General features: G+C 67.5%; 22 protein-coding genes. 12 read left to right on the top strand and 10 right to left on the bottom strand.

Annotated features, from left to right (window positions below; translation table 11 throughout):
• Positions 1-117: 117 nt before the first annotated feature.
• From rpsB to ACWEO7_RS31335, 5 genes are all read left to right on the top strand, one after another.
• Complete coding sequence (gene rpsB / locus ACWEO7_RS31355; protein ID WP_355069923.1) at positions 118-930, top strand: 30S ribosomal protein S2; 813 nt, start codon at positions 118-120, stop codon at positions 928-930.
• Positions 931-1,029: 99 nt separating this feature from the next.
• Complete coding sequence (gene tsf, locus ACWEO7_RS31350; protein WP_355069925.1) at positions 1,030-1,854, top strand: translation elongation factor Ts; 825 nt, start codon at positions 1,030-1,032, stop codon at positions 1,852-1,854.
• Between the two features lie 195 nt (positions 1,855-2,049).
• Complete coding sequence (pyrH, locus tag ACWEO7_RS31345; protein ID WP_039799499.1) at positions 2,050-2,778, top strand: UMP kinase; 729 nt, start codon at positions 2,050-2,052, stop codon at positions 2,776-2,778.
• 50 nt (positions 2,779-2,828) lie between these two features.
• Complete coding sequence (gene frr / locus ACWEO7_RS31340) at positions 2,829-3,386, top strand: ribosome recycling factor (RefSeq protein WP_452428575.1); 558 nt, start codon at positions 2,829-2,831, stop codon at positions 3,384-3,386.
• 111 nt (positions 3,387-3,497) lie between these two features.
• A complete protein-coding gene (locus tag ACWEO7_RS31335; RefSeq protein WP_452428573.1) occupies positions 3,498-4,496 on the top strand; it encodes a phosphatidate cytidylyltransferase in 999 nt (332 codons plus the stop codon).
• A 9-nt stretch (positions 4,497-4,505) separates the two neighbouring features.
• Here the strand turns inward: ACWEO7_RS31335 and ACWEO7_RS31330 are convergent, their stop codons facing one another.
• Positions 4,506-4,862, bottom strand: a complete 357-nt coding sequence (locus tag ACWEO7_RS31330) for a LapA family protein (protein WP_450018202.1) — start codon at positions 4,860-4,862, stop codon at positions 4,506-4,508.
• A 125-nt stretch (positions 4,863-4,987) separates the two neighbouring features.
• Between ACWEO7_RS31330 and rlmN the strand changes: the two genes are divergently transcribed.
• Complete coding sequence (gene rlmN / locus ACWEO7_RS31325; protein WP_356961323.1) at positions 4,988-6,097, top strand: 23S rRNA (adenine(2503)-C(2))-methyltransferase RlmN; 1,110 nt, start codon at positions 4,988-4,990, stop codon at positions 6,095-6,097.
• A 73-nt stretch (positions 6,098-6,170) separates the two neighbouring features.
• Here the strand turns inward: rlmN and ACWEO7_RS31320 are convergent, their stop codons facing one another.
• Complete coding sequence (locus ACWEO7_RS31320; RefSeq protein WP_450018198.1) at positions 6,171-6,584, bottom strand: DUF5997 family protein; 414 nt, start codon at positions 6,582-6,584, stop codon at positions 6,171-6,173.
• Between the two features lie 61 nt (positions 6,585-6,645).
• Between ACWEO7_RS31320 and ACWEO7_RS31315 the strand changes: the two genes are divergently transcribed.
• The gene (locus tag ACWEO7_RS31315; protein ID WP_452428571.1) at positions 6,646-7,569 is read left to right on the top strand and encodes a LysR family transcriptional regulator; all 924 of its coding nucleotides are present in this window, start codon (positions 6,646-6,648) and stop codon (positions 7,567-7,569) included.
• 53 nt (positions 7,570-7,622) lie between these two features.
• Here the strand turns inward: ACWEO7_RS31315 and ACWEO7_RS31310 are convergent, their stop codons facing one another.
• Both ACWEO7_RS31310 and ACWEO7_RS31305 read right to left on the bottom strand, forming a co-directional pair.
• Entirely contained in the window at positions 7,623-7,937 is a 315-nt protein-coding gene (locus ACWEO7_RS31310; protein ID WP_355069937.1) for a hypothetical protein, read from the bottom strand.
• Positions 7,938-8,069: 132 nt separating this feature from the next.
• Positions 8,070-8,336: a DUF2631 domain-containing protein gene (locus ACWEO7_RS31305; RefSeq protein WP_355069939.1), complete on the bottom strand. Its 267-nt coding sequence runs from the start codon at positions 8,334-8,336 to the stop codon at positions 8,070-8,072.
• A 144-nt stretch (positions 8,337-8,480) separates the two neighbouring features.
• Between ACWEO7_RS31305 and dxr the strand changes: the two genes are divergently transcribed.
• From dxr to ACWEO7_RS31280, 5 genes are all read left to right on the top strand, one after another.
• A complete protein-coding gene (gene dxr / locus ACWEO7_RS31300) occupies positions 8,481-9,620 on the top strand; it encodes a 1-deoxy-D-xylulose-5-phosphate reductoisomerase (RefSeq protein WP_452428569.1) in 1,140 nt (379 codons plus the stop codon).
• A 324-nt stretch (positions 9,621-9,944) separates the two neighbouring features.
• Positions 9,945-11,144: a M50 family metallopeptidase gene (locus ACWEO7_RS31295; protein WP_452428567.1), complete on the top strand. Its 1,200-nt coding sequence runs from the start codon at positions 9,945-9,947 to the stop codon at positions 11,142-11,144.
• A 109-nt stretch (positions 11,145-11,253) separates the two neighbouring features.
• Positions 11,254-12,411 carry a flavodoxin-dependent (E)-4-hydroxy-3-methylbut-2-enyl-diphosphate synthase gene (gene ispG / locus ACWEO7_RS31290; RefSeq protein WP_452428565.1) on the top strand — a complete coding sequence of 386 codons (1,158 nt, stop codon included), beginning with the start codon at positions 11,254-11,256 and terminating at the stop codon, positions 12,409-12,411.
• Between the two features lie 67 nt (positions 12,412-12,478).
• On the top strand, positions 12,479-13,342 hold the full coding sequence (locus ACWEO7_RS31285) for a GNAT family N-acetyltransferase (RefSeq protein ID WP_452428563.1): 864 nt from the start codon (positions 12,479-12,481) through the stop codon (positions 13,340-13,342).
• Positions 13,343-13,416: 74 nt separating this feature from the next.
• Entirely contained in the window at positions 13,417-15,204 is a 1,788-nt protein-coding gene (locus tag ACWEO7_RS31280) for a penicillin-binding transpeptidase domain-containing protein (RefSeq protein ID WP_452428561.1), read from the top strand.
• 19 nt (positions 15,205-15,223) lie between these two features.
• On the opposite strand, the gene ACWEO7_RS31275 is transcribed toward ACWEO7_RS31280, so the two are convergent.
• The 6 genes from ACWEO7_RS31275 to ACWEO7_RS31250 form a co-directional block, all read right to left on the bottom strand.
• Complete coding sequence (locus ACWEO7_RS31275; RefSeq protein ID WP_452428559.1) at positions 15,224-16,231, bottom strand: hypothetical protein; 1,008 nt, start codon at positions 16,229-16,231, stop codon at positions 15,224-15,226.
• 122 nt (positions 16,232-16,353) lie between these two features.
• A complete protein-coding gene (locus tag ACWEO7_RS31270; protein WP_452428557.1) occupies positions 16,354-19,302 on the bottom strand; it encodes an IPT/TIG domain-containing protein in 2,949 nt (982 codons plus the stop codon).
• 333 nt (positions 19,303-19,635) lie between these two features.
• A complete protein-coding gene (locus ACWEO7_RS31265; protein WP_450019256.1) occupies positions 19,636-19,941 on the bottom strand; it encodes a hypothetical protein in 306 nt (101 codons plus the stop codon).
• Positions 19,938-20,375 (bottom strand): hypothetical protein, encoded by a 438-nt coding sequence (locus ACWEO7_RS31260; protein ID WP_452428555.1) that lies wholly within the window; start codon positions 20,373-20,375, stop codon positions 19,938-19,940. The genes ACWEO7_RS31265 and ACWEO7_RS31260 overlap by 4 nt, the downstream gene beginning before the upstream one ends.
• Positions 20,372-20,593 (bottom strand): hypothetical protein, encoded by a 222-nt coding sequence (locus ACWEO7_RS31255; protein ID WP_450019252.1) that lies wholly within the window; start codon positions 20,591-20,593, stop codon positions 20,372-20,374. Before ACWEO7_RS31255 ends, ACWEO7_RS31260 begins: the two co-directional genes overlap by 4 nt.
• A gap of 800 nt (positions 20,594-21,393) precedes the next feature.
• Positions 21,394-22,131 (bottom strand): IPT/TIG domain-containing protein, encoded by a 738-nt coding sequence (locus ACWEO7_RS31250; protein ID WP_452428553.1) that lies wholly within the window; start codon positions 22,129-22,131, stop codon positions 21,394-21,396.
• Between the last annotated feature and the right edge of the window lie 272 nt (positions 22,132-22,403).

Here is a 22,403-nt window from a genome sequence, read left to right as displayed (position 1 = left end):
AGGGAATCGCCGGCTGGTCCCCACCTTCGTGGTCGGGTCCGACGATTGGGTGGCGCCAGGGCAGCGGATCGCCGATTCGCTGCGTCAACCGGCAAACGAAAGAGAGATACGGGAGCCATGGCTGTCGTAACCATGAAGCAGCTGCTCGACAGCGGCGCACACTTCGGACACCAGACGCGGCGCTGGAACCCGAAGATGAAGCGGTTCATCTTCACCGACCGCAACGGCATCTACATCATCGACCTGCAGCAGACGCTGACCTACATCGACAAGGCCTACGAGTTCGTCAAGGAGACCGTCGCCCACGGTGGCACCGTCCTCTTCGTCGGCACCAAGAAGCAGGCCCAGGAGTCGATCGCGGCCGAGGCGACTCGCGTCGGGATGCCCTACGTCAACCAGCGCTGGCTGGGCGGCATGCTCACCAACTTCTCCACCGTGCACAAGCGTCTGCAGCGCCTCAAGGAGCTCGAGGCCATGGAGCAGACCGGTGGCTTCGAGGGTCGCACCAAGAAGGAAATCCTCATGCTGACGCGTGAGATGAACAAGCTGGAGCGCACCCTCGGCGGTATCCGCGACATGCAGAAGGTGCCCTCGGCCATCTGGGTCGTCGACACCAACAAGGAGCACATCGCCGTCGGCGAGGCGCGCAAGCTGAACATCCCGGTCATCGCGATCCTGGACACCAACTGCGACCCCGACCTGGTCGACTACCCGATCCCGGGCAACGACGACGCGATCCGCTCCGCCGCCCTGCTGACCAAGGTCGTCGCCTCCGCGGTGGCCGAGGGCGTGCAGGCGCGCGCCGGTCTGTCCTCGGGCGACGAGAAGCCGGAGGCGGGCGCGGGCGAGCCGCTGGCCGAGTGGGAGCAGGAGCTGCTCGCGCAGGCCGCGCCCGGCGCCGAGGCCGCAGAGACCTCCGCCGAGGCCTGAGCGGACTCGTAACCAGCTGTTTCGGCGGCGATCACGAGCCAGTGCCAGCGTGATCGCCGCTGTCAACATCCACACTTCTCCAAAGGAGGCTCGCCGAGAATGGCGAACTACACCGCTGCCGACGTGAAGCGGCTCCGGGAGCTGACCGGCTCCGGCATGATGGATTGTAAGAACGCGCTGGCCGAGACCGACGGTGACTTCGACAAGGCCGTCGAGCTGCTGCGCATCAAGGGCGCGAAGGACGTCGGCAAGCGTGCCGAGCGCACCACCGCCGAAGGCCTGGTCGCCGCCAAAGACGGCGTCATGGTCGAGATCAACTCCGAGACCGACTTCGTCGCGAAGAACGCGGAGTTCCAGCAGCTGGCCGAGCAGGTCGTCGCCGCGGCGGCGTCCGCCAAGCCGGGCGACCTGGACACGCTGAAGGCCCTCGACCTGGGCGGCAAGACCGTCGATGAGGCTGTGCAGGCGCTCGCCGCGAAGATCGGCGAGAAGCTCGAGCTGCGCCGCGTCATCTCGCTGAACGGCCCGGTCGCCACCTACCTGCACAAGCGTGCCTCCGACCTGCCGCCCGCCGTCGGCGTGCTGGTCGAGTACACCGGTGAGGGCGACGCCGCGGCCGAGGCCGCTCGCGCCGCCGCCATGCAGGTCGCCGCGCTCAAGGCCAAGTACGTGACCCGCGACGAGGTTCCCGCCGATCTCGTAGAGAACGAGCGCCGCATCGCCGAGCAGACCGCTCGCGAGGAGGGCAAGCCCGAGGCCGCGCTGCCGAAGATCACCGAGGGCCGGGTCAACGGCTTCTTCAAGGACGTCGTGCTGCTCGAGCAGCCGTCGGTCACCGATTCGAAGAAGACCGTCAAGGCTCTGCTGGACGAGGCCGGCGTCACTGTCACCCGCTTCGCCCGCTTCGAGGTCGGCGCGAACTGAGTTTCGCCGCACCTTCAGCGTGCAGGCCCCCCGCCGACCGAACGAACGCCGGTTGACGGGGGGCCTTCTGCTGCCGCTCCAACCGAATGAGGCAGGATAGATGCCGCTCTGCCTTGCTCTACGTCACAGGCGCCTGCCGTGAGCAACGAATCGCCGGAAGAACGACAATCCCTCGCCGAAGGAGACTGGAGACCCATGACGGACCCGGGGACCGATCGCCCAGGATATCGCCGGGTACTGCTGAAACTCGGCGGAGAGATGTTCGGCGGCGGGAAGGTCGGACTCGACCCGGACGTGGTGCAGACGGTGGCCGAGCAGATCGCCGAGGTGGTCGCCACCGGCGTCCAGGTGGCCGTGGTGATCGGCGGCGGGAACTTCTTCCGCGGGGCCGAACTCGAGGAGCGCGGCATGGAACGCGCGCGCTCGGACTACATGGGCATGCTCGGCACGGTGATGAACAGCCTTGCGCTGCAAGACTTTCTGCAGCAGCAAGGCGTGGACACCCGGGTGCAGACCGCGATCACCATGGGACAGGTCGCCGAGCCCTACCTTCCGCTGCGCGCCAAGCGGCATCTGGAGAAGGGCCGCGTGGTCATCTTCGGAGCGGGCATGGGCATGCCGTACTTCTCCACCGACACCACCGCCGCGCAGCGCGCGCTGGAGATCGGCGCGGACGTGGTCTTGATGGCCAAGGCGGTCGATGGAGTGTTCACCGCCGACCCGCGCGTCGACGAGACCGCGACCATGTACACCGAGATCACCCACAAAGAGGTCATCGAGCGCGACCTCAAGGTCGCGGACGCGACCGCCTTCAGCTTGTGCATGGACAACCAGATGCCGATTCTGGTGTTCAATTTGTTGACCAAGGGCAATATCGCCCGCGCGGTCGCCGGTGAGAAGATCGGCACACTGGTTCGGTCCTGATACCCGCGGACCGCGGATCATGACATGACGACGCTGTGGAGGAAACGGTCGTGATTGAAGAAGCGCTCTTCGACGCCGAGGAGAAGATGGAGAAGGCCGTCTCGGTGGCGAAGGACGATCTCGGAACCATTCGCACCGGTCGCGCGAATCCGGGCATGTTCTCCCGGGTCGTGGTCGACTACTACGGATCGCCGACCCCGATCACCCAGATGTCCAGCATCACGGTGCCGGAGCCGCGCCTGGTCGTGATCAAGCCCTACGAGGCGGCCCAGCTCGGGCCGATCGAGACCGCGATCCGCAATTCGGATCTCGGCGTCAACCCCACCAACAACGGGGACATCATCCGCATCTCGGTGCCGCAGCTGACCGAGGAGCGCCGTCGTGAGCTCGCCAAGCAGGCGAGAGGCAAGGGCGAGGACGCCAAGGTCGCCATTCGCAATGTCCGTCGCAAGGCGATGGACGAATTGGGCCGCATCCAGAAAGATGGCGAGGCGGGCGAGGACGAGGTCGGGCGTGCCGAGAAGGAACTCGACAAGACCACCGCCAAGTATGTCGGCCAGATCGATGAACTGGTCAAGCACAAGGAAGCCGAACTGCTCGAGGTCTGACGCGGATCGGTCGGCAGGCGTGACCGGGCCCGGAGGAGGCCCAAGTCACCGCGAGTGCCGCCCGTGACAGCGCCGAGGCCCGCCCGGGCGGGGGACGAACGGAACGACGAGTTGAGCGACGGGACAATCGTGGCCGAGAACGCCGCCGCGACCGGTGCGGCAGAGGAGCCGCCGGTGAACGGAACAGCCGATGTGACGCGACAGCACGCGCACGATGCTGGTGCTTCCGGTTATGAACGGTTAGGCGGTCCCGCGAATCCCGCCGCGGCGCACACCGCACCCGCCTCGAGTGGTTCGCGGGCGGGTCGCAATCTGCCCGCCGCGCTGGCCGTCGGCTTCGGCCTCGGTCTCTCGCTGATCGCGATCCTGCTGTTCGTGCCGAAGGTGTTCATCGGCGTCGCGGCGGCCGGCGTCGGCGTGGCCACCTGGGAGGTCGCCAAGCGCCTGCGCGAGGCCGATGTGCTCGTCCCGCGGATTCCACTGATCGTGGGCGGCCAAGCGGTGTTCTGGCTGGGCTGGCCGTACGGCGCCAGCGGTGTCGCGGGCGCGTTCGCCGCGACTACGCTGATCTGCATGGCGTGGCGGCTGTTCGACCACGGCTTACGGACAGCTCCACGAAACTTCTTGCGCGACACCGCTATCACGGTGTTCACGCTGGCCTGGATTCCGCTGCTCGCCTCGTTCGCCACCCTGCTGCTGCTCGAGCCGGACGGCAACCTGCGGGTGCTGACCTTCATGATCCTGGTGGTCTGCTCCGACGTCGGCGGTTATGTGGCGGGCGTGCTGTTCGGCAAGCATCCGATGGTTCCCTCGATCAGCCCGAAGAAGTCGTGGGAGGGTTTCGGTGGCTCGCTGGTGTTCAGTGTGATCGGCGGTCTGCTCACGGTGACGCTCCTGTTGGATGCCAACTCGATGATCGGCGTCGTCCTCGGCGTCGGCCTGGTGCTGGTGGCCACTTGCGGCGATCTGATCGAATCGCAGATCAAGCGCGAACTCGGCATCAAGGACATGGGCACGCTGCTGCCGGGCCACGGCGGCATCATGGACCGCCTCGACTCCATGCTCCCGTCGGCGTTCGTCTCCTGGCTGGTGCTTTCCACGCTGCTGTGATCCGGCGCGTCAGACCTTCTTGGCCGCGCGGCGCAGCTGCAGGATGCGCACGCCGCCCACCGAGGCCATGACGAGCGCGCCGCCGATCATCGACAGCAGCACGGTGACGCCGAGTGGCAGCGAGAAGTCCCAGAAGAAGAAGTGCACTTGGACCTGCTCGAGGTTCTGCACGATGAAGATCAGCAACAGGACCAGGATCAAGACGCCTGCGACGAGTCCGGTCCAGGCGTAACCGGCGCGCGAGGCGAGAGACTTCTTGGCCGGGACGGCGGGCGGAACGACCGGCGGGGCGCCCGGGGGCGTCGTGCGCTGACGCTGTGACAGGTCCGGATCCGGTTCCGGCGGGTGTTCGGCATGCGTGGACATATCTCGATCATGGCCGACGGCTATCAGGCCCGCACGCATTTCCTCGGGACGAACCGGGCATGTCGAGCCGTGCGTATGTGGTCGAGTGCGGGGGTGTCTGCCGCGGATGGGAGAATGGAACAATTATGACCGTCTCCCTGCCCCTGGTTTTCGACGCTCCGCGCCGTGGCATGCCGCCGCGTCATCTCGCCGACCTCGACGCCGATGGCAGGCGCGCGGCCATCGAGGAGCTGGGCCTGCCGAAGTTCCGTGCCGATCAGATCGCTCGCCAGTACTACGCGCGATTGCAGGCCGATCCGGCGCGGATGACGGATCTGCCCGCCGCGGTCCGGGAGAAGATCGGCGAGGCGCTGTTCCCGCCGCTGCTCGACGTGGTCAAGCATGTCGCGTGTGACGAGGGGGAGACTCGCAAGACGCTCTGGCGTGCGGGCGATGGCACGCTGCTGGAAAGCGTGCTCATGCGCTACCCCGATCGCGCGACCCTGTGCATCTCCAGCCAGGCCGGTTGCGGCATGGCGTGCCCGTTCTGTGCCACCGGCCAAGGTGGGCTGAACCGCAACCTGTCCACCGCGGAGATCGTCGACCAGGTGCGTGCCGCGGCCGCCGCGCTGCGGGACGGGGAAGTGGCCGGTGGGCCGGGCAGACTGTCCAACATCGTCTTCATGGGCATGGGGGAGCCGCTGGCGAACTACAAGCGGGTGGTCGCCGCGGTCCGCCGGATCACCTCGCCCGCGCCGGACGGACTCGGTATCTCCCAGCGCAATGTCGTGGTCTCCACCGTCGGGCTGGCTCCGGCCATCCGCAAACTGGCCGACGAGGGATTGTCGGTGACGCTCGCGGTCTCGCTGCACACGCCCGACGACGAACTGCGCGACACCCTGGTTCCGGTGAACAACCGCTGGCCGGTCGCCGAGGTGCTCGACGCGGCCCGCTACTACGCCGACAAGACCGGCCGCCGAGTCTCGGTCGAATACGCGCTCATCCGGGACATCAACGACCATCCGTGGCGCGCGGACATGCTGGGCGAGAAGCTGCACAAGGCGCTCGGCTCCCGGGTCCACGTCAACGTCATCCCGCTCAACCCGACTCCGGGCTCCAAGTGGGATGCCAGCCCTAAGCCGGTCGAGCAGGAGTTCGTCCGCCGCGTCAACGCCAAGGGCGTGCCCTGCACGGTCCGCGACACCCGCGGCCAAGAGATCGCCGCCGCCTGCGGGCAGTTGGCCGCGGAGAACTGAAATACTCGCATGATGGGTGGCGGCACAGCCTCGCGCCGCCCATTGCCGGGCGAGCGTTTTACCGACGGAAGCGCTAGCCGCGGTTCTTCGCCGGACGGTTGGTGGCGGCGCGACGTTCGGCTTCCTTCGTCTTGATGCGCTCGTTCTCCGCGCGGACCGCGGCGTAGTTCTCCCGCTCGCGCACGAGCCACTCCGGCGGGTCGGCGAGCAGGGCGTCGATCTCGTCGACCGTGAGGTGGTCGGAGACCCCGGCGCGGGTCAAGCCGGTGTTGGAGACGCCGAGTTTGCGTGCCACCACATCGCGCGGAAACGGGCCGGTGCGGCGCAGTTCGGTGAGCCATTCGGGGGGATCGTCGCGCAGCGCGTCGAGCTGGGTGCGCGAGATCGGCGCGCTGCGGAACTCCTCGGGTGCGGCCGGAAGGTAGATGCCGAGCTTGTTCGCCGCCGTCAACGGCTTCATCATCTGCGGTTTCTTGTCCGGGCTCACCGACCCAGCTTACTGGGCGGCGCGGCGGGGCCCGACCGCGCGGTGGCATACGCTTCCACGAATGAGCCCGTTGGAGTCGATCGATGTCGTGCGCCTGCGCTGGTTCGTCGCGGTCGCGCAGGAGTTGCACTTCGCGCGCGCGGCGAAGGCGCTGCACATCTCGCGGCAGAAGCTCAGCCATACCGTCATCGACTTGGAAAACGAACTCGGCACAAAGCTTTTCGTGCCCGGTGCGCAACCGACCCAGCTCACCGACGACGGCCGCGAATTGCTGGAGCGGGCCCGCGAGATCATCGCGCGCGCCGAGGCGGCGACGCAGCGGCACGAGCCGGAGGCATCGGCCGTCCTGCGGGTGGGTTTCGTGCCGGGCGTCACGGTGTCCAAATGGACCCGGATCTGGGCCGAGCGGTTCCCGGACATCCCGCTCGAGGTGAGCGCGCTGGCGCAGGCGGATCAGGAGGCGGCTCTACGTGCGGGAAGCGTGGACATGTGCTTCGTCCGGCTGCCGATCGACCGCGAAGGCATGAGCGCGATCCCGCTCTACCGTGAGGTCCCGGTCGTGGTGGTGCAGAAGGAACACCCGCTGTCGGTGTTCGACGAGGTGCGCATGGCCGACCTGGCCGACGAGCGTCTCCAGGACACCTCGGACGTCGACGCGGTCGGCGGCGCACTGGAGCTGGTCGCGGCGGCCGGCGGCGCGGCGATCGTGCCGCACTCGCTCGCTCGCCTGCATCATCGCCGTGACCTCGTCTACCGTCCGATGCTCGACGTTCCCGACACGGAGGTCGCGCTGGCCTGGCCCGCCGGCCGCACCACGGATCTGGTCGAGGAGTTCGTCGGCGTCGTCCGTGGCCGTTCGGAGCGCAGTTCCCGCAGCCAGGCCCGAGCCGACAAGGACGAGTCGCGGAAGAAGCTTCCGGCCAAGAAGGTGGCTGGTCGTCCGGCCCCGGCCAAGAAGAAACCTGCCCGACGCCGCGGACGCTAGCGATCCGTCCGGCGACGGCGCGAACCCGGCCCCGGTTTCGCGCCGCCCGGCGATCAGCTCTTGCAGACTCGGTTCAGTTCGTCCGTCGCGGCGTCCATGCTCGTGACCTTGTCGTCGGTCAGAGCGCGGGCGTAGGCGGCGATGGCTTCCTTCTCCGCGCCGTCGGCCTGGATGGCCGAGAGCTTGGCGGCGAGGGACTGCTGCACGGTCGGGTCCAGATTCCCGCCCGACTCGTCGATGGCGGCGTTGATCGCGTCGACGGCCGCGCCGCACGCCGGTGACTGGGCATACGCGGGAGCGGCGGGCGACAACAGCAGCGAGCCGAACGCACTCGCGGCGAGCAGGGCGGCCGAACAGATCTTGATCATTGCGTCCTAAGTAGTCGTGCGAACAGAAACCGAGGTCCGCGACCCGGCTGGGACGCGGACCTCGGACGCACACGGTACCGGGCCGCAGCCCGCGGTACAGGACGAATGAAATTGTGCGAGACGACTTTTCGGCTAGCGCGGCTTGCGCTGGAGCACCGAGTCGCGGATCAGGATGCCCGCGATCAGGACGGCGAAGCCGACGAGGAAGATGTCCTCGATCTTGCCCTTGTGGTTGCCGACCAGCATGGCCAGCAGGATCAGCGCGACGATCCAGCCCGCGATCCGGAAGGTACGACGCGACTCGCCGCTCCAGCCCCAAGCGGCGGAGGGAACTTCGGCGGGATCCACGCGAGTGACGACGCGCTCGGTTTCGACGTGTTCGAGTTCCGTGGCGGCCACGATCGCTCCTTAGCTGTTACTTGTACCGAGATTCCGGTACGCACTCGATGAGCTGCTGCCGCATATCGTGACATACGACGGTGCGTCGTTGTAAGTCGGCCCGCGCCGGTCGAACACGTTCCCGAGGTAGGACACAATGAAGGCGTGTCCGACATCGTGAGAGTCCTGCTGCTGGGCAGCACCGGATCCATTGGCACCCAAGCGCTCGAGGTGATCGCCGCCAATCCCGACCGCTTCGAGGTGGTCGGACTCGCCGCGCGCGGCGGCAACACCGAGCTGCTCGCCGCCCAGATGGCCGCCACGGGCACCCGCAATGTGGCCGTGGCCGATCCGGCCGCGGCCCAGCGGCTGGACCTGCCGCTGGGCGGCCCGGGCGCGGTGACCGAGCTGGTGCGCCGCACCGAGGCGGACGTCGTGCTGAACGCCCTGGTCGGCTCGCTCGGGCTGGAGCCGACCCTGGCCACCCTCCAGTCCGGTACGCGCCTGGCGCTGGCCAACAAGGAATCGCTGGTCGCGGGCGGCTCCCTGGTCACCCGCGCCGCCGTCCCCGGACAGATCGTCCCGGTCGACTCGGAGCACTCCGCGCTGGCACAGTGCCTGCGCGGCGGTCGCGCCGACGAGGTCGACCGGCTGGTGCTGACCGCCTCCGGCGGCCCGTTCCGCGGCTGGACCGCCGAGATGCTGGAGTCGGTCGAGCCCGCCGAGGCCAAAGCGCATCCCACCTGGTCGATGGGTTTGATGAACACCCTGAACTCGGCGTCCCTGGTGAACAAGGGACTCGAGTTGATCGAGACGCACCTGCTGTTCGGCGTGCCCTACGACCGCATCGACGTCACCGTGCACCCGCAATCGATCGTGCACTCGATGGTCACCTTCACCGACGGCTCCACGCTCGCCCAGGCCAGCCCGCCGGACATGAAGCTGCCCATCGCGCTGGCGCTCGGCTGGCCGGACCGGGTGCCCGGCGCGGCCCCGGCCTGCGATTTCGGCACCGCGTCCACCTGGACGTTCGAACCGGTCGACAACGACGTCTTCCCCGCGGTCGAGCTCGCCCGCGCGGCCGGCGAGGCCGGCGGCAGTGTCACCGCGGTCTACAACGCCGCCAACGAGGTCGCGGTGCAGGCTTTCCTGGACGGCGTTATCCGGTTCCCGCAGATCGTCGGCACGGTGGCCGCCGCGGTGGAGGCGGCCCAGCAGTGGCGCGCGGAGCCGGAATCGCTCGACGAAGTCCTCGCCGCGGACACCTGGGCGCGGGAGTTCGCCGCCGCCCGGGTACGCGGCTGACGCCCTTCGGCGCCGGATCGGACGCGCGAAGCGACGGCGTACCTCCGCCTTCGCTCCGGCCGTGCGCGGGTTGAAGACGGACTAGGTCCGGCAGCACCTATTAGGCGTACTTCCGCCTTCGCTCCGGCCGTGCGCGGGTTGAAGACGGACTAGGTCCGGCAGCACCTATTAGGCGTACCTCCGCCTTCGCTCCGGCCGTGCGCGGGTTGAAGACGGACTAGGTCCGGCAGCACCTATTAGAGTGGTCAGAGTGCTCGCGGCCAGGAGCGGACGCGCGCGTGCGGGATATTCGAGCTGCGCATACGCAGGAGGGCTGTAGAGCAAATGGTGTTCGCGTTGGGGTTCGTGCTGTTCGCGCTGGGCATCACGGTGTCGATCGCGCTGCACGAATGTGGGCACATGTGGACGGCCCAGGCGACCGGCATGAAGGTGCGGCGGTACTTCATCGGATTCGGGCCGAAGATCTTCTCGTTCCGCCGCGGCGAGACCGAATACGGTCTCAAGGCGCTTCCGCTCGGCGGTTTCTGCGACATCGCGGGCATGACGGCGCTCGACGAACTGCGCCCGGAAGAACTCGACCGCGCCATGTATCGCCAGGCCACCTGGAAGCGGCTGGTGGTGATGTCCGGCGGCATCGCGATGAACTTCGTCCTCGGCTTCATCTTGATCGTGGTGCTCGCTGTCGGCTGGGGGTTGCCCAATCTGAAGGAACCCCCCGCCACCGCGCTGGGGGTCATGAGTTGCGTGCCGCAAGGGAAGCCGGACGGCTCGTCCGAGTCCTGCACCGGCACGGGCCCGGCGCAGCGCGCCGGATTGCGGCGCGGTGACATCGTCAAAGAGGTGAACGGCGTCAAGGTGGACACCTGGCGGCAGTTCCAGGCCGAGACCCAGAAACAGACCGGCCCCTTCACCTACCTCATCGAGCGCGACGGCAGCACCCTCACCATTCCGGTGACCCCGGAGCGGGTCGTGCGCTACCCCGAGGGCGGTGGCGAGGGCCGCGTGGTCGGCGCCGTCGGCGTGGCGCCCGAGCGCTACGACCCCGTGCAATACGACCTGCTGGGCGCTGTCCCCGCCGCCGCCGGGTTCACCGGCGACATGTTCCTGCGCACGGTCGACTCGCTGACCGAGATGCCCGCGAAGGTCTCCGCGCTGTGGGACGCGGTCACCGGAGGTGAGCGTGATCCGGAGACCCCGGTCAGCGTGTACGGCGCCAGCAAGATCGGCGGCGAGACCGCCGAACGCGGCCTGTGGAACGTTTTCATCCTGGTGCTGGCCAGCCTGAACTTCTTCCTCGGCATCTTCAACCTGCTGCCGTTGCTTCCCCTGGACGGGGGTCACATCGCGGTGGTGATCTACGAGAAGATCCGCAACACCATCCGCGGTTGGAAGGGACTCGCGCCGGGTGCGCCGGTGAATTACCTGAAGTTGCTGCCCGCGACCTATGTCGTGGTGGTGATCGGCGGTGCGTACATGCTGCTCACCCTGGCCGCCGACATCGTGAACCCGATCAAGCTGTTCTGACCGGCGCCGCCGATCAGGCGGTGTGACCGGCGACGTAGGGTGGGCGTCGCGCGCCACGGCTAGACTCGGCACCGAACCGGCCGGACACGACGAAAGTAGGCAGCCGAAGGTGACCAGCACAATCGGATTGGGGATGCCGACCGCCCCCGCGGCAGTGCTCGCTCCACGGCGTAAGACCCGCCAGCTGATGGTGGGCAATGTCGGGGTGGGCAGCGACCACCCGATCTCGGTGCAGTCCATGACCACGACCAAGACGCACGATGTGAACGCCACCCTGCAGCAGATCGCGGAGCTGACCGCGTCGGGGTGCGACATCGTGCGGGTGGCCTGCCCCCGTCAGGAGGACGCGGACGCGCTGGCCACGATCGCCGCGAAATCCCAGATCCCGGTGATCGCCGACATCCACTTCCAGCCCCGCTACATCTTCGCCGCGATCGACGCCGGGTGCGCCGCGGTCCGGGTCAACCCCGGCAACATCAAGGAGTTCGACGGCCGGGTCAAGGAGGTCGCCAAGGCCGCGGGTGCGGCGGGCATCCCGATCCGCATCGGCGTGAACGCCGGTTCGCTGGACAAGCGGATGATGGAGAAGTACGGCAAGGCCACGCCGGAGGCGCTGGTCGAGTCGGCGCTGTGGGAGGCGAGCCTGTTCGAGGAGCACGGGTTCGGTGACATCAAGATCTCGGTCAAGCACAACGACCCGGTGATCATGGTGGAGGCCTACCGGCAGCTGGCCGCGCAGTGCGACTACCCGCTGCACCTCGGCGTCACCGAGGCGGGCCCCGCGTTCCAGGGCACGATCAAGTCGGCGGTCGCGTTCGGCGCGCTGCTGGCGGAGGGTATCGGCGACACGATCCGCGTCTCGCTGTCCGCGCCGCCCGCCGAGGAGGTCAAGGTCGGCGGGCAGATCCTGCAATCGCTGAACCTGCGCCCGCGCAAACTCGAGATCGTGTCGTGCCCCTCCTGCGGGCGCGCGCAGGTCGACGTGTACACGCTGGCCAACGAGGTGACCGCGGGCCTGGAGGGCATGGCGGTGCCGCTGCGAGTGGCCGTCATGGGCTGCGTCGTGAACGGGCCCGGTGAGGCGCGCGAGGCCGACCTGGGTGTGGCCTCCGGCAACGGCAAGGGCCAGATCTTCGTCAAGGGCGAGGTCATCAAGACCGTTCCGGAGGCACAGATCGTCGAGACGCTGATCGAAGAGGCGATGCGCATCGCCGAGGAGATGGGCGAGGACGCGGGCGCGGGCGAACCGGTCGTCACCGTCGGCTGAGGACGCGCCTACCAGCGCTTTCGGCTTAGTCATACCGCATAGCGCCGGTTCGTGGCAGGCTGTCATCGTGCGGAGTCTGCTGGAGCCGGCGCGACGGGCCAAATACGCCCCTGCGCGGCAGCTCGCTAATCGGGATCTTGCTCAGGTGCTACGTGTGCTGGATGCGGATCCGGTCGCCTCGTGCATGGTCGCGGCCCGCCTGCAAGAGTTCGGTTTGGACAACCGGTGCGGCCAAGGGGAGCTGTGGAGCAGGGGCGGTCCGTCGGAATCGCTGTGTTTCTCGGGTGCGAACCTGGTGCCGTTGCTGGGGGATCGGGACGCACTGCGCGCGTTCGCCGACCGCGCTATGCGCTGGCCCCGCGTCTGTTCCTCGGTCGTCGGGCGCAGGGAACTGGCGTTGCCGCTGTGGGAGATGTTGACCGGGCACTGGGGTCCGGAACGTGAGCTACGCGGGGAACAACCGCTGCTGGCACTGGCTCAGCCACCACTGGCCACGCCCGACGCGGAGGTACGCCGGGTGCGTCGCGACGAACTCGACCGCTACCTCTCGGCCGCGATCGCCATGTTCATCGAGGAGGTCGGCGTCGATCCGCGCGCGGGTGACGGCGGACGCGGCTATCGCCGCCGCATCCAGAGCTTGATCGAATCCGGCCGCGCCTGGGCTCGTTTCGAGGACGGGGAAGTGGTCTTCAAAGCGGAGGTCGGCTCGCTGTCCCGGCGCACGGGCCAGATCCAAGGCGTCTGGGTGCACCCGGATCATCGGGGGAAGGGGCATGGCACCGCGGGTACCGCGGCGGTCGCGAACGCCGTGGTCGCCTCGGGCCGCACTGCCAGCCTGTACGTGAACGACTACAACGCGATCGCTCGCCGCGCCTACAGCCGCGTCGGGTTCCGGCAGATCGCGACTTTCGCCACCGTGCTGGTCGACTGAGCGTGGCCGACTCCGCGGCGAATCCCGGAGTGCCGCAGGCGTTTGCCCATCAGTGACTATTACCATCGGTGCCGATGTCCACTCGGATGCTTCTCTCGGTCGCCGTCGCGGCCCTCACGGTGGCTGCCGCCGGTTGTGCGAGCAAGCCGCAGGGGCCGGTCCCCGTCGCGGACGCGTTCGTCAAAGCGTTCGCCGAGCACCGGGTCAGCGTCGCCGCCGACCTCACGAACCTGCCGGAAAAGGCAGACGCCGCATTGCGTTCCGCGTGGAATCAGCTCCAGGCCGAACAGCTCACGGCGCGCACCGGCGCGGCGCGCGTGACCGGTGACACCGCGACCGTCGACTACACCTACGAGTGGCGGCTACCGAAGAACCGGACCTGGAAGTACTCGGGCCAGTTGCAGATGGGACGCAGCAACGGGCGCTGGATGGTCCGCTGGACCTCCTCCGACATCCATCCCAAACTGGGTGACACCCAGACCATGGCGTTGCGATCCGAGCCGCCGCCGCGGGCGCGGGTGAACGAGCAGTCCGGCAGCGACATCATGGTGCCCGGCAAGGTCTCCCGGGTCGCGTTCGTAGCGGCCGACGCCGCCGATCCGAAAAGTGTGGCCACCGCGCTCTCCGCCGCGCTGTACCGTTTCGACAAGTCGCTGACGCCGCAGTCGATTCTCGACGCGGCGGAGGCCGCGCACGGCGCCTACACGGTCGCGCTGCTCAACGACCTCGAATCCGCTGAGGTGACGACCGATCTGATCGGGTTGCCCGGCGTCACGTTGACCCAGCAGTGGGATCTGGTCGCCACCGATCGGGAGTTCGCGCCCGATCTGCTCACCCAAGTGCGTAAGACGGTGATCGCGGAAGTGGACGGCAAAGCGGGGTGGAGCGTGGTCACCTTGAACGCCAATGGCGCCGACACCGATGTCCTGATGGAGGTGCCTTCGCAACCCGCGCCGTCGTTCTCGCTCAGCGTCGACCGCAACGTGCAGAATGCCGCACAGCGTGCCGTGCAAGCGCGTACCGAGCAGACCATGATGGTGGTGCTGCGCCCGTCCACCGGCGCGATCCTGGCGGTCGCGCAGAACAAAGCCGCCGATCGGGACGGCCCCCTCGCCACGATCGGCCAATATCCGCCCGGCTCGGTGTTCAAGACGGTGACCGCCGCCGCGGCCATGTCGAACGGTCTCGCGACCCCGGACACGGTGCTGCCGTGCCCGAGCCGAATCGTTATCGGGGAGCGGACCATCCCCAACTACAACCTGTTCACCGTCGGCAATGTGCCGATGTCCACGGCCTATGAGCGGTCCTGCAACACCTCGTTCGCCAAACTCGCCAGTGATCTGCCCGGTCCCGCGTTGCACGAGGCCGCCGCGAAGCTCGGTGTGGGACCCACGTATACGGTGGTGGGGCTGCCGACGACCACCGGTTCGGTGCCCGCCTCGGACGACCTGATCCAGCGCACCGAGGACGGCATCGGTCAGGGCAAAGTGGTGGTCAGCCCGTTCGGCATGGCGCTGATGGCGGCGACCGTAGCGCACGGCTCGGCGCCCGTGCCGTACCTGATCGCGGGGCGGCCCACCCAGGTCGATGGCGACCGTCCGGCCCTCGCTCCCGACGTCATCGAGGGATTGCGCACGATGATGCGCAAGGTGGTCCTGGGTGGTACGGCCGAGCGGATCGCCGATCAGGGCGAGGTCTACGGCAAGACCGGCGAAGCCGAAGTGGATGGCGGGTCGCACTCCTGGTTCGTCGGCTTCCGTGGCGACCTCGCTTTCGCGACGCTGCTGGTCAAAGGGGGCAGTTCCGACAACGCCGTCGCGGTGACACGGGACATGCTGGCGGCGCTGCCACCCGGATACTGACGCGTCGCCGCGCACACCGTCATTCACCGGCGGCCGGCCCGATCAGCAGATGCTCCAAGCTGACCGTGTGGTCGGAGTACTGGTCGACACCGATGACGGCGACGAAGTCGTGATCACCGGCACGCTGTTGCAGAGCCCCCCACGAGTGGGCCAGATACCACCCCGCTCCGGCGGTGCCCCGTGGACCCAAACCGCCGCAATGCATCCAGTAGCGGCCGGGATGCCGATCCGGGCTCGGGCGTACCCGGGCGACGACGCCGATGTTGCGGTCGTCGCCGGAGTCGTACCCGCTTCCGTCGGCCAGTCGCAGATGCACGGAACGGAAACCGTCCTCGGCGACGCTGTCGCGCACGGTGAACAGCGGACGCTCGACGGTGTCCAGATACAACCGCAGGCAGTCGTTGCCGGTGAGCCCGAAGCTGATGCACGGGCGGTCGCGGCGCGCGACGAGATCGCGGTCGCTGCGGACGTCGACCGGGATGCTGGTGTGGCGTTGCAGGAAGGAAAGCACGTACAGCAATCCCCGCAGATCGTTCTCCGCCACCACCGACGGTAGGTCGACGTATCGGTTCCCGAATGCGCCGCCATGCTTCTGAAACACACGCTGGTGGCCGATGCCCGCCGCTCGAAGTGCTTGCGCCGCGGGCCGTGCCAACTCGAATGCCGAGTACACCAGCGTCGTTCCGGTGGTGATCATCTCGGCGCCCAGGAAAGCCTCGAGTGAGGCCTCGACGCCGGAAAATCCCGTTCCCTGCGAAGGGATGTCGATGGGTGCGGAGTTGGCCATCTGAAACAATCCCTCAACGGTCCAGCCCGGGAACATCCGCTCCAGCACTCGGCAGTGGTAGTCGCGCGGCAGCCCGATCATGCGCCCGGACAACCACTGGTAGTACTGCGCCTTCGCCGGCCCGTGCCCGGGCGGGATGGGCGGATCGAGCCGCGCCGCGCACCGGTCGTACGCGGCCAGAAAATCGTGATGACTCTTGAGATGCCGCTCCGCCAGCAGCATCTTGAGTACGGTCGCCAACGAAACCCCCTTAACCCCTGCAGCCTCCGTCCACGGTGGCGGAGACTCGTGTCGTAGTCGCTCGACCGCGACGAGGCTGGGCCGCCGGCAACAGCCTGCCGACGGCCCAGCCGCTTCAGCCGTCAGATGTAGGTGAACGCAAGACCATTACTGGTTCCTCCTGCAGTGGTGACGGTGAGTTGTACGGTGCCCGTCCCGGCGGGTGTGACCGCCGTGATCTGGAGCGCGGAGTCGACGGTGAACGACGCCGCCGGTGTGCCGCCGAAGTCCACCGAGGTGGCTCCGAGCAGGTTCGTTCCGGCGATGACGACCGTCGTCCCGCCCGCCGCCGACCCCACGTTCGGCAGCGCCGTGATCAATGTGGGAACCCCGAGGTAGGTGTAGGCGATTCCGTTGCTGGTACCTCCTTCGGTGGTGACGCTGACCTGTACGGTGCCGGTCCCCGCGGGTGCGACCGCGGTGATCTGCGTATCGGAGAGCACTGTGAACGAGGTGGCCGGTGTGCCGCCGAAGGTGACCGCGGTGGCGGTGGACAGCCCCGTCCCGGTCAGGACGACGATCGTCCCACCGGCTTCCAATCCCACATTCGGCAGCACCGTGGTGAGGGTGGGCAGCGGAATGTAGGTGTAGGCCACGCCATTGCTGGTTCCGCCCGCTGTGGTGACGGTGAGTTGCACCGTTCCGGTTCCGGCGGGTGCGACGGCGGTGATCTGGGTGGCGGAGTTGACGGTGAACGAGGTCGCCGGGGTGGCACCGAAGTCGACCGCTGTGGCTCCGGTCAGCCCCGTCCCGGTGAGAACGACGATCGTACCGCCCGCTTCCACGCCCACATTCGGGACAGCTGCCGTCAGCGTGGGAACTGCGATGTAGGTGTATGGAAGGCCGTTGCTGGTTCCGCCGGATGTGGTGGCGGTGACCTGCACTGTACCGGTTCCGGCGGGTGCGACGGCGGTGATCTGCGTATTGGAGTCGACCGTGAACGAGGTCGCCGGTGTACTGCCGAAGTCGACCCCGGTGGTACCGGTCAGCCCGGTTCCCGTGATGACGACCGTTGTTCCGCCCGCGGCCGGGCCGACATTCGGCACCACCGTGGTGAGGGCGGGAACCGGAATGTAGGTGTAGGGCAGCCCGTTGCTGGTTCCGCCCGCTGTGGTGACGGTGACCGATACGGTTCCGGTTCCGGCGGGGGCGACGGCGGTGATCTGGGTGGCGGAGTTGACCGTGAACGAAGTCGCCGGTGTGCCGCCGAAGGCGACCGCGGTAGCTGTCGACAACCCGGTGCCGGTGATGACGACCGTCGTCCCGCCAGCTGCCACACCCGCATTCGGGACCAACGCGGTGAGCGTGGGGACCGCGACGTAGGTGTAGGCGACGCCGTTGCTGGTTCCACCCGGTGTGGTGACTTTGACCGATACGGTTCCGGTTCCGGCGGGTGCGACGGCGGTGATCTGGGTGGCGGAGTTGACGGTGAACGAAGTCGCCGGTGTGCCACCGAAGCTGACCGCTGTCGCTCCGGTCAGTCCGGTTCCCGTGAGAACGACGGTTGTTCCGCCGGACACCGGTCCGACATTCGGGACCACCGTGGTGAGGGTGGGCACCGCGACGTAGGTGTAGGCGACGCCGTTGCTGGTTCCACCCGGTGTGGTGACGGTCACCGATACCGTTCCGGTTCCGGCGGGTGCGACGGCGGTGATCTGGGTGGCGGAGTTGACCGTGAACGAAGTCGCCGGTGTGCCACCGAAGCTGACCGCTGTCGCTCCCGTCAGTCCCGTTCCCGTGAGAACGACCGTCGTTCCGCCCGACACCGGACCCACGTTCGGCACTACCGCTGTGAGGGCGGGAACAGGGATGTAGGTGTAGGGCAGGCCGTTGCTGGTTCCGCCCGCTGTGGTGACGGTGACCGATACGGTTCCGGTTCCGGCGGGTGCGACGGCGGTGATCTGGGTGGCGGAGTTGACGGTGAACGAAGTCGCCGGTGTGCCACCGAAGGTGACCGATGTGGCTCCGGTCAGGTTGGTTCCGGTGAGAATCACCGTTGTTCCGCCCGCGGCCGGTCCGCTGTTCGGGACCAACGTGGTGAGGGTGGGCACCGCGACGTAGGTGTAGGCGACGCCGTTACTGGTCCCACCCGGTGTGGTGACTTTGACCGATACGGTTCCCGTTCCAGCGGGTGCGACGGCGGTGATCTGGGTGGCGGAGTTGACGGTGAACGAAGTCGCCGGTGTGCCACCGAAGGTGACCGCTGTAGCTCCGGTCAGATTGGTTCCGGTGAGAACCACTGTCGTGCCGCCGGTCACCGGCCCGGTGCTGGGGGCGATGCTCGTCAGCGTGGGCACAGCGGCGTAGGTGTAGGCGACGCCGTTGCTGGTTCCACCCGATCCGGTGACGGTGACTTGCACGGTGCCGGTCCCGGCGGGCGCGACGGCCGTGATCTGAGTCGGGGAGTTGATTGTGAAAAGCGTCGCGGTGCTGCCGAATCGCACCGTCAGCGGGCCGGTGAACCCGGTACCGGTGATGATGACGCTGTTACCGCCCGCGGTGGGACCGGAAGTCGGCGAGATGGACGTGATCGTGGGGACCACGACATAGGTATAGGGGACTGCGCCGCTGGTGCCGCCGGGACCGGTCACGGTGACCGGAACGATCCCCGTCCCGGCCGGAGTGACGGCCGTGATCTGCGTGTCGGAGACGACCGTGAACGAAGTCGCCGGTGTACTGCCGAACGTGACCGCGGTCGCGCCCGTGAAGCCGGATCCATTCAGCGTGACCGTGGTTCCGCCGGTTGTGGACCCTTGATTTGGAGTAATGCTGTTCAACGCGGGAACGGCGACATAGGTGTATGGGAGCCCGTTGCTGGTCCCGCCCGAGTTGGTGACGGTGACCTGCACGGTGCCGACCGAACCGGCGGGGGCTACCGCAGTGATCTGGGTGGCGGAATCGAGCGTGAACGTGGTTGCGGTACTGCCGAATCGTACGGTGGTGGGACCGCCGAATCCGGTGCCCGTGATCGTGACGCTCGTACCACCCGTGGTCGGTCCCGATGTCGGGGACAGAGAGGTGATGGTAGGCATGACGCTGCCTCCTTTTTGCCGTGGTGATTGTTCCTCTGTCACCGGGGGCGCCGACAATTCCATGGCCCGGCTGGTTTCCATCTCACTCCGAGACACGGGGGCTGGCAACATGTCTGGAATCCGTTTTGGTCCGTTTTCGGATAGGCGGCGGCGTGTCTGTTTGCGAAGTCAACTACTTGGCACGCGTTGTGGCAGCGAAGTTTTCGGCGGCGTCACGACGCCGCCGATTATTTGCCGACGCGAAGCGGGCGACCGGAGCGCGGAGAGCCGCGAACATTCGGCGACCACTGGAAATGGCCCCGCGGTGTCCCGCTCGTCGAGCTCCTGTCCGCGTCACAGGAACAGTTCGGGCGGATCGTCGAATTCGATGCCCGCCTGCCGCACCCGGGCCACCATCTTCCGATCCCACTCCCGGTGTGCCCGCAGCGCCATGCGGAACTCGCCCATCTGCTCGGACATCTGCTGTGTCTGCGAAATGGCGAGATCGCTGAGGACTTTCGCCGCGTCGGCCTTCGTCTTGGTCATGTTGGCGTCGACGTCGCCGCGCTTGAACCACGCCGTCACCGCCGCCGACAGCGCCGATGAGCTGGCGATGAGCACCAGCGCGGCGAAGAGCGGCGACTGCTGTACCAGGTTCATGGCGCCTCCCTCACCTTCACCGCGTGCAACGTCCGCACGTCTTGCAGCACCTGGCGGCGCTTCCACAGGAACGCGACGCCCAGCGCGATCGGCAGCGGACCGCCGAGAAACGTGGACGCGCCGAGGCTTCGGTTCTCGAGCTGCAACAGCAGCAGCTGCGCGCCGAAGGCCACCAGGGACCAGCCGAGCGCCCCGAGACCGACCTGCTCGATCAGATACCCCCAGACGTGCCGGGCGAACAGACCGACCAGCGTCGTGGCGCAGCCGATCAGCATGAGAACCAGCCACAGCGTCCGGAGCCCCGACGGCATGGCCGCGGTCGCCGAATCAGGTGGCGGCCCGTAGACGCACTGCAAGACCATCGAGGCGCCGAAGACAGCGCACAGCACCACCTCGAAGGGGTCGTGGCGGGTCTTCTCCTTGGTCGCTTTCATGCTGGTTCACCGCTGTCCGGTGGCGCCGGGCTGACCCGGTGGCGTGCCGACTCGACAGCGGGCAGGCCCAGCGCCGCCGCGATGATGGCGAGAACGAATCCGGAGAGGTCGGACGAGACAACGCCCTTGGTGACTCCGTACCCGATCAGCGCGACCAGCAGTGGGTACAACAATGCGCGGACGGGCTCGCTGTGCAGGAACGTGATTACTTTGTTCATCGGTTCTTTCCTTTCTTTCTTGCTGCGGCATCGACGGTGCCGCCGGCCGTCTCGAAGCCCGATGACTGGGGAACTGTGCGCCGCACCCAGGTGTCGGGGTCTGTTGGGGCACGGTCGCGAGTTCGGACCGTGTCGGTGTCGTGGAATCCCGCCGCGAGTGGATCTAGTTGAACCCGTGTGCGGTGGAGGACGGTTCGTGGTGGGATGCTTTCGCCCGCACCGAACCGGTGCTGTCCGCTCGAATCCCGGTCGCCGCCGTGGCGCGAGAAGCCAGCGCGTGCCGTCCCGAGGACGGGGAGAGGAATGTAGGCATGGCGCTGCCTCTCTGTTTGCTGGTTCCTCGAAAGCGGGGGTGCCCGAAGCTGGTGTTGGATCGGTTAACTCCGTTATGCCCCAGGAACAGCGTGTCGGCAACGTGTAGGATGATCCGTTTTTGTCCGTTTTCCAGATTGTTGCCACGTGTTGACCAGCGCCGGGTACCGCGCCGGGAGCGCATCGTCGGGCCTTGCCCCGGAGTTGTTCTCGCCGACATGACAGGCCGGGATTGTCGCCTTTGCTGCCGAACCGTGCCTCCTGTGGACGGAATCCCTTCGCGCGCAGTCACTGTCGGTGCCTGGCCTCCACGGAGCGTGGGCTTCCGGGCATGTGGCCGCTGTCGGTCGCCGGTGTGAAGGAAGGATCCTGCTGTTGCCGCGGGACGGCCTGCTCGAGAGGGACTACGAGAAGCTCGCAGTGAGTCAGGCGCTGAACGCGATCGGGCCGCCGCCGGGTTCCCGGCGACGGCCCGTTGGCTGTCTCGATCAGACGTAGGTGTAGGTGACGCCGTTGCTGGTGCCACCCGAGCCGGTGACGGTGACCTGCACGGATCCGGCCGCACCTCCGGGAGCGACGGCGGTGATCTGCAACGCGGAGTCCACGGTGAAGGTCGTGGCGGTGCTGCCGAACCGGACGGTCAGCGGGCCGGTGAATCCGGTGCCGGAGATCGTGACGTTGTTGCCGCCCGATGCGGGACCCGAAGCAGGGGAGACCGCCGTGATGGTGGGCACCACGACATAGATGAAGGTGACCCCGTTGCTGGTGCCGCCCGGAGCGGTGACGGTGACCGACACGATGCCCGTGCCCGCCGGGGCGACGGCCGTGATCTGCGTATCCGAGTCGACGGTGAACGAAGTCGCCGGTGTGGTGCCGAAAGTGACGGCAGTGGCACCGGTCAGTCCCGACCCGGTGAGCGTGACCGACGTCCCGCCGGCGGTTGACCCCTGGCCAGGGGCGATGGAGGTCAAAGCCGGGACGGCGAGATAGGTGTAGGTGACACCGTTGCTGGTCCCACCCGAATCGCTGACCGTCACCTGTACCGCACCGGCCGACCCGGCGGGAGCGACGGCCGTGATCTGGATGGCGGAGTCGATGGTGAAAGTCGTTGCGGTGGAGCCGAACCGCACGGTCAGCGGACCGGTGAATCCGGTGCCCGCGATCGTAACGCTGGTGCCGCCCGTGGTGGGGCCCGAGGTGGGGGTGATCGAAGTGATTGTGGGCACGGCGATGCCTCCTGGTTTCGTGGAGATTGTTTCTCTACACCGGGGGGAGGGCGCCCCGACTCACTCAGTGGCCCGGCTCTTTCCATTAGCGCCCGCCGCCGCTACCTCGGCAATAAGTCAGCCACTCCGTTTTTGTCCGTTTTGAATCGGCGTGGGTTGGACGTCGCTCAGCGGAGTCCTAGCTTGAGTTTTAACCTCTGGGCTGGGTTTTCAATACCCCGGGTGATCATGGGTGAAGCCCTTGGTTGATCATGTCTCCTTGCGACAGAAAG

The sequence above is a fragment of the Nocardia sp. NPDC004260 genome, assembly GCF_053603155.1.
The sequence above is the reverse complement of the archived record's forward strand: the minus strand, read 5'-3'. Positions and strand labels throughout refer to the sequence as shown.

What these genes read in the sequence shown, in the direction of transcription:
- ACWEO7_RS31265 (WP_450019256.1), bottom strand. Translation starts at nt 19,941, where the DNA reads ATGAACCTGGTACAGCAGTCGCCGCTCTTCGCCGCGCTGGTGCTCATC.
- ACWEO7_RS31255 (WP_450019252.1), bottom strand. Translation starts at nt 20,593, where the DNA reads ATGAACAAAGTAATCACGTTCCTGCACAGCGAGCCCGTCCGCGCATTG.
- rlmN (WP_356961323.1), top strand. Translation starts at nt 4,988, where the DNA reads ATGACCGTCTCCCTGCCCCTGGTTTTCGACGCTCCGCGCCGTGGCATG.
- ACWEO7_RS31315 (WP_452428571.1), top strand. Translation starts at nt 6,646, where the DNA reads ATGAGCCCGTTGGAGTCGATCGATGTCGTGCGCCTGCGCTGGTTCGTC.
- rpsB (WP_355069923.1), top strand. Translation starts at nt 118, where the DNA reads ATGGCTGTCGTAACCATGAAGCAGCTGCTCGACAGCGGCGCACACTTC.
- ACWEO7_RS31270 (WP_452428557.1), bottom strand. Translation starts at nt 19,302, where the DNA reads ATGCCTACCATCACCTCTCTGTCCCCGACATCGGGACCGACCACGGGT.
- tsf (WP_355069925.1), top strand. Translation starts at nt 1,030, where the DNA reads ATGGCGAACTACACCGCTGCCGACGTGAAGCGGCTCCGGGAGCTGACC.
- ACWEO7_RS31310 (WP_355069937.1), bottom strand. Translation starts at nt 7,937, where the DNA reads ATGATCAAGATCTGTTCGGCCGCCCTGCTCGCCGCGAGTGCGTTCGGC.
- ACWEO7_RS31330 (WP_450018202.1), bottom strand. Translation starts at nt 4,862, where the DNA reads ATGTCCACGCATGCCGAACACCCGCCGGAACCGGATCCGGACCTGTCA.
- pyrH (WP_039799499.1), top strand. Translation starts at nt 2,050, where the DNA reads ATGACGGACCCGGGGACCGATCGCCCAGGATATCGCCGGGTACTGCTG.
- ACWEO7_RS31260 (WP_452428555.1), bottom strand. Translation starts at nt 20,375, where the DNA reads ATGAAAGCGACCAAGGAGAAGACCCGCCACGACCCCTTCGAGGTGGTG.
- ACWEO7_RS31295 (WP_452428567.1), top strand. Translation starts at nt 9,945, where the DNA reads ATGGTGTTCGCGTTGGGGTTCGTGCTGTTCGCGCTGGGCATCACGGTG.
- ACWEO7_RS31280 (WP_452428561.1), top strand. Translation starts at nt 13,417, where the DNA reads ATGTCCACTCGGATGCTTCTCTCGGTCGCCGTCGCGGCCCTCACGGTG.